Here is an 11,967-nt window from a genome sequence, read left to right as displayed (position 1 = left end):
TATGAGTGGAAAGAATAAAAAACCAAGTGGTGGAACTCAAGAAAATACAAGTATCGAAGGTCAATTAGAATGGGATGAAAATTCTAATTCTGAACTAGATGCTAATGAAGATATTCGTTTAGATAATGAAGATGGTGAGATGCAGAATAAAATTGATATACTTTTGTATAGTATTGCTGGATCATTTCCTAAAGAAGAAGATTTGAACAGCACTTTGAAAAAGAGATTTAGCACAGTTATTTTAATTATATTAGGAGTATTAACCGGAGTTATTTCTATAATTATTATACTTCAAGGATTTAAGATTATTCAGTTGGAAGAATGGACTTTGAGATTGTTTGTAACAGGAACTTTTGTAGAGATTGTGGCTCTTATTAATATAATGGTTACTAGTCTTTTCCCTAAAGATGATAGAAAAGTATATCTTGATTTTATAAAAGAATTTGCTTTACTTAAGGATAAGGAAAAAACTAAATAACCAAGTACATGTCCAAAAGACTCTGATTAATTTCGGGGTCTTTTTGTTGTGTAAAAATAATTTAGATAGAAATACAAATGATGGTTGCTGAAGTGTATATATTTATTGAAAGGATGGTGAAATGGAATGGATGATAAAATTAAAAGTAAATTATTAGAGCTAGTTAAGCAATTGCAAGATATCTTAGGAGAAGATAAACCTAATGAAAACTCTAAAAATTTTATACTTGGTGGAATGAGTGTATTGATGGAGTTAGTTAAAGAAAAATAAGAAGGGTATTTTAACCCTTCTTTAAACATTAATATCTATATCTTATTGTGAATATAGGATCTTGATGAATTTCGAAACTAGTTACTTGTTTGCCTACGAGTGGAATTGTGGTTATAGATTCGTTGGCTACAGACTGTCCTTGGAAGTCTTTAGCATCAGTGAAAACTGGATCTATTGTTGAACCCATAGGAGAAACCACAGTAACTTGCAATCTGTTTCCAGATGCTAAACCCAATCCGTCAAAAGGCAATACCACTTTAAAATCAAATGTATTAAGTTCAGCAGGATAAAGTCTGTACTTGTATGACACTATGTAGCGTCCGTCATTGTTTTCTAATGGTTCAATTGTTGTTGTACGCATAGAAGCCAAAAGTAAAGCTTGTTCGATGTCTTCTAATGTTCCTTCAACATTATTGCTGTCAACATTTGCAAAGAAGTCGTTTATACTTTCTCTTGCCTTACTTTTTAGTACAGGATAAATCGCAGTTTTTCCATCTTTAATTAAAGTGATGGCTTTTTGTGGTATGTCTTCAATATGAGGAATAGCCCATTGAAGATCAGGAGTAATTGGAGAATCTGTTTGGAGCAGGATACTTACATGAGCAACATCATATTCTAGACCATGTCTTGATGTGCCATGTATTACAGCGTTTAAATCTTGGAGAATTACATTTGGCATAATAAGAGAAACCCCCTGTCATATTATATTTTATGGAATTATTTCCATAGACTAATTATAACATATTGTGGAGAATGGTGTATATAAATGTTGGGAGCTGAATGGTAAAAATATTGGTAATTTGGGATGAGTATGTTTATTTATGGGAGTATTTGGGATTAGATAGAGTGTGAATGAGTTTAGAACTTAGAGAAATCTAGGTTCTTTTTGTTTGCTTAAAATTAAATAGAAAGAAGGTGATATATTGATAACAGTACATAGTAGTACAACTACAGATTTTAATAATAATGGACTTGCAGTATTGACTAATATAATAAAAACAGAAGTAAATGAAGTTATCAACGGTGATTTTAGAGTAACATTAACATATCCATTGTCAGATAAAAAATCTAGATATTTAGTTAAATACAATATAATAAAAGCTATGACTCCAGTTGGATACAATATATTTAGAATAGAAAAAAGTAGACGTAGCAATGATGGAAATAGTATTGAGTGTATATGTTTGTATGAAGGCTATTATTCATTATCAAGGAATTTCTTAAGAGATGTAAGACCAACGAACACAAATGGATTAGGTGCTTTGACTTGGATGAAAGATCATGCTGAAAGTCCTGTTAGATTTAACTTTTTGAGTGACATAGATAAGATAGGTACTGCTTATTATATAAGAAAGAACTTTCTTGATGCAATAATGGGTGACGATGATAATAGCTTTCTTAAAGTTTGGGGTGGAGAGTTAGACAGAAGAATAGATAGCATAGGAATATATAGGCAATTAGGTACTGACAGAGGATTCAAGGTTACTGAAGGTAAAAATCTTATAACTATAGAGGAAAGTACTGAAGGTACCGAAGTAACTAGATTAATGGTAACTGGGCGTGATGAAAATGATAATGTCCTTGAATTGCCTGAGAAATATGTAGACTCTCCTTTGATCAATAACTATTCACAGATTTCTTACAAGCATATTGATTTTCCTAATGTAAAAGTGTCAAGAGATGATACTATAACAGAATATTCAAACAAAGAAGCTGTTTATGCTGAACTTAGAAAACAAGGAGCTTTATTGTATAGTGAACAACATATTGATAGACCTAGTGTGAATTTCTCGATTGAATTTGCTGATCTTAGTAAAACTGGTGAATACAAGGATATAAAAGCCTTACAACAATTATATCTAGGTGACATAGTTACAATACATAGTAATAAATTAGGGATAGATATCAAGGCTAGATTGATTTCTTATACATATGATTGTGTATTACAAAAGTATACCAAGCTTGAGTTAGGTGATTATGTAAAGAGTGAATATACTGTATCGAATATCTTAAATAATAGAATTGCTACAGTAAGTACAGAATCTAACTTTATTGGAGATAAAATTAAACAAGCATTAGGTGGACATTGCATAAAACGTGAAGGTGAAATACTTATCATGGATACTGATAATATAGCAACAGCAACTAAAGTATGGAGATGGAATTTAAACGGATTCGGTTATAGTTCTACTGGATACAATGGAACATTTGGAACCGCAATAAATATGGATGGAGAAATTAATGCTTCATTTATAAAGACAGGTGAATTAGATGCTAGTTTAATAAAAGCTGGAACTATTTCAAGTGCTGATGGAACTTTTAAGCTTGATTTAGGTAGTGGAGCATTAACTACTTATGACTTAAATGGAAGAAAAGCTATCGAAATGATTAATCAAAATATAATTGTCTACGACTTTGACGATGACAATGCTAGTGAAGTAGGTCGAATAACTAGCGCTGTAAAAGCAAGTGACACTAGTAAAAAAGCACTAGTTATTGGTGGAGAAAATGGTAGATGTGTTTCTATAGGAAAGAAAAACAACCAAGGCACTTATGATTCTTATGTGGATTATGATATGGGCGCATTAGGTTTAGAATATCCTATAACTTTTTATAAAGATGTTAAGTTATACGGGGATATAAGTCAAAAATTAAATAATGGTTATTATCATCCAGTATGCAAAGTTCAGAGTGGCAATGTTTGGTTAACAACAAATCAGGAAATAAGAATAGATCTAGATAATGCATTTAATTATTGTAGTTTTAAAACTGTTAAAGCTGGTGTAATAGGAACTTATAGAAATACCTACAATTCGTTGGGGGAATTTTATTTAAATAGCTATTATATTGAAAATAATCAGCTAGTTTTAAAGGGTGGGGTAACTCACTTAGTAATCAACAATGGTACAAATACTTGGCTTACAGATGGGCAGATAAATGTACAATACCAAGTGATAGGTTCAAAATAGTAGGAGGGGTAGAATGATATTTATAACTTATTTTAAAGAGGATGGTTCTATAGCGACACCTTGTGGCACTTGTAATGTAGATCAGGATATTTCTTTGTTTGGGGATAAAGCAGAAATAATGGCTCAAATTTATGATATTACAAATATAACTTTAAAAGATGAAAGTAAAGAACAACAATTCTTAAATGAATTAATAAAAGGTAGTTATAAAATTGATATTAATACAAGACAGCCATTTAAAGTGAAAAATGATATAGAATTTATTTAAGACGCTCATTAATTTGGGTGTCTTTTTTATTATCTAGGAAGGGGGATTGGGGATGGAAGAGACTATTTTAAGCTTTGCACAAAGCTATGGGATATTTTGTGTATTATTTGTGGCTCTATTCTTTTATGTATTAAAAACAAATGAAAAAAGAGAAAACAAATATATTGAAAGAGAAGATAAATATATATCTTTAACACAAGAATTAGCACAGAAATACGACATAGTCAAAGATATTAAAGAAGATGTAGAAATTTTAAAAAATGATACTAGCATACTAAAAAATGATGTTGCACTAATCAAATCAAAAGTTGGAATTTAATGTGCAATTATCTACGCAGTATGCTTGAAAGGGAGATGTATTTAAATTGAACATAATACAAAATAATTTTTCTTGGAATGGGACTTTTACTGAAGGAGAGAACAAGCCTAATAAAATAGTTTGGCATAATGCAGATGCTTCAACTTGTACCGTAGAAGATATACATAAATGGCATCAATTGAATGGATGGGCTGGTATAGGTTATCATTTGTTTATTAGAAAAGACGGAACAATTTATCAAGGTAGAAAGTTTGGTTGGAGGGGGAGTCATTGTCCTACAGCAAATTACAACTCTATTGGGGTGTGTTGTGAAGGGAAGTATATGACAGAGCAAATGCCACAGGCTCAGTTGCAAGCTTGTTTACAAGTTAAGTCGTATCTACAAAGTTTATATGGTAATATTCCTAGCTTTGGACATAGGGAACTTTATAATACTGATTGCCCTGGAATTAACTTTCCACTTGATGCTATAAAGAATGGTCAAGCACAAGTTAATACAGTAGTACAAAATAATAATGTAGAAGGTGATTATATGAGTAAAAGATATTCTAATGGAAAGACACCAGAACCAGTATATGCAGATGAGAAGTTAACTATTAAGATAGGAAGTTTAGATCCATTTGAGGTATGCGAGGCTATAGCTGATGTGGATGGAAAAATAGTTGTAATGTACAATACACCAAATGGAAAAAAGGCTGGTTGGGTTGGATATAGAGGTGGACTATAAGGGCTTGTTCGAGGGTCATCGGTGCATTTAATATTTCTTCACCCCTATTCTGCTCCGCTCCTATCATTACTAATTGAATAAATTTTTTTAGTCTATTACTTATTTAGAGTGTGTTTTTATTGGTCTATTAGACTTATATTCATACCAATTTGAATACTAAGTTTAATACCAAAAAAAATAACTGATGGGAGTAAATCACATGAGTTAATAACAGTTTGGGGATTCCCCAAGTGGTATTGACGTTCGCTATTTCGCTATCGTCAGCTTGGGATTCTCCAAAGCAAGTAAAGTACCTTTTTGACGTTTTCAAGCTTGACGACGTTTTTCGGAGTTTTCCGAGAAATCTCAAGGATGAAATTTCCATGAGTTTTTAGCGATTTAGCGATTAACTCGTTACCATTGTGGTATTAAGTCTGGTGAGGTGGATACTATCGACAACACCACAAAATTTGAATTACAAGGAGATGTATATATAATATGAAAGAAAAATTAGCAAGTTTAATTGAAGTAAAGAAATTAATAGCACTTGTACTTACAGTAAGTTTTGTATTTTTAAGTTGCGTTGGAAGGGTTAGTGCAGAACAATTTTTAACAGTGTTTAGTCTTGTAGTAGCTTTTTATTTTGGACAATCTACAGCTAAAAATACAAAATAGAAGAAGTCAAAATTGGATTGGGTGGTGCTGGATTTATTTAAGTATCAGGCTTTGGTCAAAGAATAGCTTGTTATTATTTAATATGGTCAATGATTGGCTTGTTTTTATTATAGAAATTAAACCTAAGTATATATTATCGGTTGTTTTTATAAAAATTTAAGCCAAACGTTGACCTTAAAAAAATAATATAAGCCATTTATTGACCAAGAGCTTAGAACATATGCTCAAAATTGAGTTGATGTTATTTCTCGACAAGTCCAAAATTGTGCCACTCGAAGAAAGTGTTGATTTAACTAGGTTTGATAAAACTGTCAAAGGCAGTAGCGTCTTCAAATTTGACGATGCTATGTCTTCTTCCGACTGAAGATAACATTAACAAAAAGGGTATGCATAATTTACGCATCCTTTTAACCAGCTCAGTTTTGAGCCCGTCAAGTTGGTGGATGCAAAAAGGATGTCGATATTATCGAGAACCTTGCACTGACTACGATTTTGTGGTGAGTTGTTTGAGGACGGTACAAAATTGTACTCTCCTATTTCTGCTACGCATAATTTGCTTATCAGGTTATATATAAAAGATGGTCACTCTCTATGACTGAGTTTTAACCAAGGGGAATTTCCCCCTCGCTGATTTTATTAATATGCTTATACAAAGGGGTGTCAAATTTGACCTTTAGAGCCTTGTCGGTAGTTCCTACGAGCCTTGGATTTGGGGTCGGAAAAATTTTCGGAGGTCAAGATTGTATAAGTAGATTAATGGAATTAAACTATAAAATCCTTTATTTACTTTTATTTGAAGTGTAGAATGATAAGTAGAAAGGGGGATGAGTTATGGAAGGAAAGGAATTATTGGTTTTGGGTGATGTAAGTATAGACGTATATTTATATAATGTATCTGAACCAATTTATGTATCAAATATTGCATATATAGATGATAAGATATTAAAAACATCTGCTGAGAATAATGTATCTGGAGAACTTATACCAGAAACAACAATAGAAATTAATAAAATAAGAAAAGTAGAACCTAATCAATTAGTTTTTTATTAAGAAAAAAAGAGAGAATATCTATTTAAAAGCAATTGATTATTTAGTGAAAGAATATCAATAATCTTTAAAAATCTATATAGTAATATTTATTCGATTTTAGGGTAGTACAAAGAGTGCTATCCACTTTTATTTTATATCGTTATATATTATATGAAATACTCGTAAATGATTGTGAAAAAAATGAAAAAATATGTTGCATAAATTTAGGGAAACGTTTATTATTATAAATGTTGATAAAACGTGTATTCAAGAATTACTTAGGACTTAGCTTAATTAAGCAATAATGCTGTTTAGAAGGCTGTAAATGTAAACCAACGTTGAAATGATGGGTCTTATCGGAATGGGTAACAACCCAATGGTTGGAGCAACAGTTGCAGTAGCAGTTGCTATTGAAGAAGCTTTAACAAAGTAATCATTTTAAATTAGTATATAAGGTCTCACGGCTTACGTAAGGGGTTTGTCGTGGGGCTTTTTTTACTTTATAGATTTTTATAAAATTCTTACTAGTTAAGGTTAGTGATTTCAAGTGGTTAGTATAGTTCTTTGTTGTATAAGTAAGGAATATGACTAAAAAGTAATAGAAGATATGTTCCTATGCAATTATAGAAATTATATGAGGGGTATGGTATTATATAGCAATAAAGAGAGGAGTAGGATGTGATATGACAATGTATTTATGGTTACTTATAGTTCATCTACTAGCAGATTTTTTCTTACAAATAAATCCTTTTATGAAGTATCTGTTAAAGGGAAGAAGTATGCATGATCTAAAGAGAAAAAATCCTATATATATAGTGCTGCATGTTATTATTTATATTATACCAATCAGTCTTATATTAATATTTCTACATAAATTCAAATTTAGTAGTGCTGCCATTGTATTTATTACTCATATCTTAATCGATTATATTAAGTGCTATCTAATACCTAATAGAGAACAACCAAAGGTCAAATTCATCATAGCTGTCATTGATCAGATGCTTCATGTTGGTATATTATTTGCGGTAGTTAGTATTTAAATGTTACCTATTACATTCAAAACAAACCGCACTTTCTTATTAAGTACGGTTTTCTTATAATGCATAACTAAATTTAACTTGCCAATTTTCGCTTGTTAATATAAAGAAAGAGAAATATATTGCTTAGATCTTAGAGTATCTAACAATTTATTTCTCTTTTTTAATTGCTAATTATTTATCTATAAGCTCATCAATATGTACAGGAGTATACTGGTCATTTTTAAGAGTTTTTACGATCCTTTGCAGAGGAGAATCAGGATTATAATTTATATTTAGCTTATTATCATTTGTTTCAAAATCAATATAGTCTATTTCTATAGATGGGTGGTAATAAAAGCTTTTAAGTACATCAGGGTTGTCCTCATTAAATTTATCTATAATGCGCTGAGTATCAGTAGCAGGATTTGATATACGGCCTAATGGAGTTGGAACGAATAAATGGTGGTCATCAGTCTTATATATGTTATCTTTTTTTGAATAATCATAATGCTCATATAGAAACTGAAAATAATCGCTAATTATTTTTTTTTTGATCCATAGTGGCCCTATAATGAGGACTTTCATAATATGAAATAGGAATATTTAAGGCATTTGCGGTGTCTATTCCTTTTTCGATAACTGCTCGAGTTTCAGGTTCAGTGCTATTTACGTCCTTTGACATATCTTCTCCGGTTCCACTTGCAATGTTACCAGATTGGTGTGAATAGCCATGAAGACCAATTTCTCCGCCTTTATTAAGCATATAATCTAGTACATCCACAAAACCTACATTTATTATACTGTCTTTTGTGAGTAAATCATTATCAAAGTTGGCCGAAGGAACTATGAATCTAGGCATCCATGAGACATGAAACTTCATTCCATTAGAATAAAGTAAATTTGACATGATTTTTATTTTTGTTTGGTTTTTATCTACAATATTTGAATAACCACAACCAAAATCTTCAAGTCTTATCATGGCAATTTTTTTATTATAAGGGATTGAAGAAGTTTTAGAAGTTTTAATGTCATTTTGAATAAGGCTAATTTTTTTATTTTCAAAATTGAATACAGCAATTAGATTAAAAAGCTCTTCTATATCTGATATTGATATATATAAGGTATTATTGTAATCAAGCAAGTTACCTCTAAGAGAGCCTTTTTTAGAGTTTTTTTCATAAGAGTTTTCAGTCAAAAAGATTTTATTACTATCATCTGATATAAACACTTTCCCGTTTGAATTACCTACAGTATAATTCAATTTTTCTGAAATAAAATTAAGTGGTATATAATATCTTTGGGATTTAAGTATCATAGGCACGTTAGTGAGGCTAGTCCCACCTAAAATGCTTAAGCTTACATCATTGATTTTCGATACAGGTCTATCAGAAAATTTGATTTTTGGAGTATAAGAACTCTTGAAATTGTTTTTAGTAAGTAAAATTGAATAATCAGTCTTGTTGGTGTTAATTCTAGAAAGCTTAAAATAGTTAAAAATATTATATGATACTAATAGGGTTAAAATTAAGGATAAAAAAGAAAAAATCAGCGTTTTTGAATTCCATGGCATGTGTTTTTCGCTCCTTTGTCATATGTATAAATCATTTATAAAGATCTACCACTTCAATCCTAAATCTATTTTTAAAACTCTCACGGGTTGTGATGGGAGAATTTAAAAATAATATGGTTCAAAATGAAGTGGGACATCCATAGATATGTTAAGAGGATTGTACCATTATTTTGAATAGAATAACTTAAGGAAAGGTTAAATTTGTGTTACAAATTTAAAATACGTTAAAGCATACATCACATTATACTAGCGAAGCTAAAGATAAAGGTAGATTTGAGTGTTCTAAAGCTCATAAGAATGTTTGGCAATAAATAGATAAGTTAGCTCCGCACTTAGTTAATGGATTTATGCGGAGTTTTTTCCATATTCTTTTTTCGGAAATTTAGTATTTATAACTTTATCGTTTTTAAAATTAAACGATAACTTAATTGAACTTTATATAATTTTATAATGTAAAACTAGACTGGAGGAAATGTAAATGTTCATTTTACGTAAAACCTATAAATTAATAAAAATAGTTAAACTGTAGGTTTTATAGGAAAAATACTGATTTTTCAAAATAATTATAGCATAGAGGATTAAATGAAATTTAAAAAAGCAAATATAAATAGTATTCGTAGTAAATTAATTATTAGTTTAATATCAGTTTGTATAATTCCATTACTTATAACCTGTTTTTTTTCATACAGTAAATCTAAATCAATACTTAACAAAAAATTAAATCTTACAAGTACCCAAACTCTTACTGAGATAAATAATGGATTGATGGATTATTTTCATGGATTTTCTGATATAACTTCTATGACCGCAAAAAATCCACCAATTACTAATATAGATAATGAAAATAATTTAGGCTTAGTATCAGAAATATTAAAAAATCTTAAAGAGAGTGATAGTGATATTCTTGACTCATATTATGGAACGGCTTCTGGTAAGTTTGTAATATATCCTAATGCAAAGATGCCAGATGGATATGACCCAACTAAAAGACCTTGGTATAAGCAAGCAATAGAAGCTAATGGAAAAGTTGTGATAACTCCACCGTACAAAGATGCAGTAACAGGCAGTATGGTTGTTGGTATTACGCAAGCAGTAGAGAAAGATGGAAAAGTAGTAGGTGTACTTGGTATTGATTGTACATTAGCTACACTTGCAGATAGAATAGCAACAAAGAAAATAGGGAATTCAGGATATGTATTCATTGCTGATACTGCAGGTAATATTTTAGCTCACCAAAATAAGAGTCTTATCAATACAGATACAGCTTCAAAACTATCTTTTTGGGATAAAGCAAAATCTGAGAATAGCGGATTTGTCAATTATACATATAATAATGTGAATAAGTTTGGAGCATTTCAAACAAATAAACTAACTGGATGGAAGTTAGTGGCTACACTAGAGCAAAGCGAACTAACTACAGATACGAAATCAATTCTAGTAAGTACTTCAATAATAATAGGCGTAATGTTTTTAATCACTGTGGTACTGTCATTAGTATTAAGTAAAGGACTTTCAATAAATATAAATAAGTTAAAAGAAGTGTTTGCAAAGGCTTCTCAAGGAGACTTATCTACTTTTGTAGAAGTTAAATCAAAAGATGAGATCGGGGAGCTTTCAAGAGATTACAATACTATGATAAAAAATATTGGTGTATTACTAGATAGTGCTAAGCAAACATCAAATAGAGTTTTGGATACAACTTCCAATCTTTCAAGTATGGCGGAGGAAACAACTGCTTCAATGTCACAAGTAGCGTTAGCTGTTTCTGAAATATCTCAAGGAGCTAATGACTTGGCGGAGAATTCTCAAGATACGGCAACTGGTGTTGGACAACTATCAGATAAATTAGATGATATTGCAGTAGTGACCAAGGATATGAGTAACGTATCAAAAGATACTGAAGTTTTAAGTAAGCAAGGAATAGATACTGTAAGTATACTTATTAGTAAAAATAGCGAAACAATGGAAGCTTCAAAGAAGGTTTCTGAGATTGTAATTGACATGGATACAAGTGTAAAAGAGATTAGCACAATATCTGACGCTATAAATGTAATAACTGAGCAAACAAATTTGCTTTCATTAAATGCTTCTATTGAAGCAGCAAGAGCAGGTGAAGCAGGAAAAGGATTTGCTGTGGTTGCAGATGAAATTAGAAAGCTTGCAGAACAATCAAAAGGCTCTACAGAACAAATTAAATTAATAATTGAAAATATAAAAGAGAAAGCTACAACAGCAGTACAAGCTATGGATGACACTAAGAAGATTAGTTCAGAGCAGAATGAAGCTGTAGCAAAAACAGAGCAAATATTTACTGATATATTACTTGCAATAAAAACTTTAACAGAAAAGGTTCAAAATGTTAAGAATTTAGTAGAGAATATGCAAAGCCAAAAGCAAGTATTAGTTACTCAGGTGGAAAATACTTCGGCAGTTTCAGAAGAGACAGCGTCTGCAACGGAGGAGGTAACGGCTTCAACAGAAGAAGTTACTGCTACAATGGAAAAGTTTACTCATCATACTACAGAGTTACAAGATCTAGCTGAAAGACTAAAAGATGAAATAGATAAGTTTAAAATATAGTTAGTAAGTTATGGGAATTAATTTAGTAATTCAACCTAAAATTATAAAATCATAAATTTAGAATAGGATTGAAAACATAGATGA

The 11,967-nt window shown here is 30.7% G+C and carries 11 protein-coding genes and 2 pseudogenes; 11 read left to right on the top strand and 2 right to left on the bottom strand.

The features are described from left to right. Window position 1: 1 nt before the first annotated feature. Both JHL18_RS00505 and JHL18_RS00500 read left to right on the top strand, forming a co-directional pair. Entirely contained in the window at window positions 2-478 is a 477-nt protein-coding gene (locus JHL18_RS00505) for a hypothetical protein (RefSeq protein ID WP_200265679.1), read from the top strand. A gap of 126 nt (window positions 479-604) precedes the next feature. Continuing rightward, window positions 605-748 carry a hypothetical protein gene (locus JHL18_RS00500; protein ID WP_200265678.1) on the top strand — a complete coding sequence of 48 codons (144 nt, stop codon included), beginning with the start codon at window positions 605-607 and terminating at the stop codon, window positions 746-748. Between the two features lie 28 nt (window positions 749-776). Here JHL18_RS00500 and JHL18_RS00495 read toward each other — a convergent pair whose 3' ends face one another. After that, the gene (locus tag JHL18_RS00495; RefSeq protein WP_200265677.1) at window positions 777-1,427 is read right to left on the bottom strand and encodes a hypothetical protein; all 651 of its coding nucleotides are present in this window, start codon (window positions 1,425-1,427) and stop codon (window positions 777-779) included. A gap of 244 nt (window positions 1,428-1,671) precedes the next feature. On the opposite strand from JHL18_RS00495, the gene JHL18_RS00490 reads away from it, so the two are divergent. The 8 genes and pseudogenes from JHL18_RS00490 to JHL18_RS00455 all read left to right on the top strand — a co-directional run bounded on the left by JHL18_RS00490 (window position 1,672) and on the right by JHL18_RS00455 (window position 7,754). After that, a complete protein-coding gene (locus JHL18_RS00490) occupies window positions 1,672-3,717 on the top strand; it encodes a phage tail spike protein (RefSeq protein WP_200265676.1) in 2,046 nt (681 codons plus the stop codon). A gap of 13 nt (window positions 3,718-3,730) precedes the next feature. Then, on the top strand, window positions 3,731-3,985 hold the full coding sequence (locus JHL18_RS00485) for a hypothetical protein (protein ID WP_200265675.1): 255 nt from the start codon (window positions 3,731-3,733) through the stop codon (window positions 3,983-3,985). A gap of 52 nt (window positions 3,986-4,037) precedes the next feature. Further along, entirely contained in the window at window positions 4,038-4,304 is a 267-nt protein-coding gene (locus JHL18_RS00480; protein ID WP_200265674.1) for a BhlA/UviB family holin-like peptide, read from the top strand. A 46-nt stretch (window positions 4,305-4,350) separates the two neighbouring features. Beyond that, window positions 4,351-5,031, top strand: a complete 681-nt coding sequence (locus tag JHL18_RS00475) for a peptidoglycan recognition protein family protein (protein ID WP_200265673.1) — start codon at window positions 4,351-4,353, stop codon at window positions 5,029-5,031. Window positions 5,032-5,508: 477 nt separating this feature from the next. Further along, window positions 5,509-5,685, top strand: coding sequence for a hypothetical protein (locus tag JHL18_RS00470; RefSeq protein WP_200265672.1), 177 nt, complete (start codon window positions 5,509-5,511; stop codon window positions 5,683-5,685). 831 nt (window positions 5,686-6,516) lie between these two features. After that, window positions 6,517-6,735 (top strand): hypothetical protein, encoded by a 219-nt coding sequence (locus JHL18_RS00465; RefSeq protein ID WP_200265671.1) that lies wholly within the window; start codon window positions 6,517-6,519, stop codon window positions 6,733-6,735. A 313-nt stretch (window positions 6,736-7,048) separates the two neighbouring features. After that, window positions 7,049-7,147 (top strand): annotated as a pseudogene (locus tag JHL18_RS00460) (GGGtGRT protein); the annotation flags it as partial. Window positions 7,148-7,397: 250 nt separating this feature from the next. Beyond that, on the top strand, window positions 7,398-7,754 hold the full coding sequence (locus tag JHL18_RS00455) for a DUF3307 domain-containing protein (protein WP_200265669.1): 357 nt from the start codon (window positions 7,398-7,400) through the stop codon (window positions 7,752-7,754). A 171-nt stretch (window positions 7,755-7,925) separates the two neighbouring features. Here the strand turns inward: JHL18_RS00455 and JHL18_RS00450 are convergent. Further along, a pseudogene (locus JHL18_RS00450) lies at window positions 7,926-9,303 on the bottom strand (DUF2334 domain-containing protein). A gap of 582 nt (window positions 9,304-9,885) precedes the next feature. On the opposite strand from JHL18_RS00450, the gene JHL18_RS00445 reads away from it, so the two are divergent. Beyond that, entirely contained in the window at window positions 9,886-11,883 is a 1,998-nt protein-coding gene (locus JHL18_RS00445) for a methyl-accepting chemotaxis protein (RefSeq protein ID WP_200265668.1), read from the top strand. The last annotated feature ends 84 nt before the right edge of the window (window positions 11,884-11,967 follow it).

Source organism: Clostridium yunnanense (assembly GCF_016595795.1).
GTDB classification, from domain to species: Bacteria; Bacillota; Clostridia; order Clostridiales; family Clostridiaceae; genus Clostridium_AR; species Clostridium_AR yunnanense.
The sequence above is the reverse complement of the archived record's forward strand: the minus strand, read 5'-3'. Positions and strand labels throughout refer to the sequence as shown.

Coding starts and splice junctions, on each gene's coding strand:
- JHL18_RS00455 (WP_200265669.1), top strand. CDS start 7,398: ATGACAATGTATTTATGGTTACTTATAGTTCATCTACTAGCAGATTTT.
- JHL18_RS00445 (WP_200265668.1), top strand. CDS start 9,886: ATGAAATTTAAAAAAGCAAATATAAATAGTATTCGTAGTAAATTAATT.
- JHL18_RS00465 (WP_200265671.1), top strand. CDS start 6,517: ATGGAAGGAAAGGAATTATTGGTTTTGGGTGATGTAAGTATAGACGTA.
- JHL18_RS00480 (WP_200265674.1), top strand. CDS start 4,038: ATGGAAGAGACTATTTTAAGCTTTGCACAAAGCTATGGGATATTTTGT.
- JHL18_RS00500 (WP_200265678.1), top strand. CDS start 605: ATGGATGATAAAATTAAAAGTAAATTATTAGAGCTAGTTAAGCAATTG.
- JHL18_RS00505 (WP_200265679.1), top strand. CDS start 2: ATGAGTGGAAAGAATAAAAAACCAAGTGGTGGAACTCAAGAAAATACA.
- JHL18_RS00470 (WP_200265672.1), top strand. CDS start 5,509: ATGAAAGAAAAATTAGCAAGTTTAATTGAAGTAAAGAAATTAATAGCA.
- JHL18_RS00495 (WP_200265677.1), bottom strand. CDS start 1,427: ATGCCAAATGTAATTCTCCAAGATTTAAACGCTGTAATACATGGCACA.
- JHL18_RS00485 (WP_200265675.1), top strand. CDS start 3,731: ATGATATTTATAACTTATTTTAAAGAGGATGGTTCTATAGCGACACCT.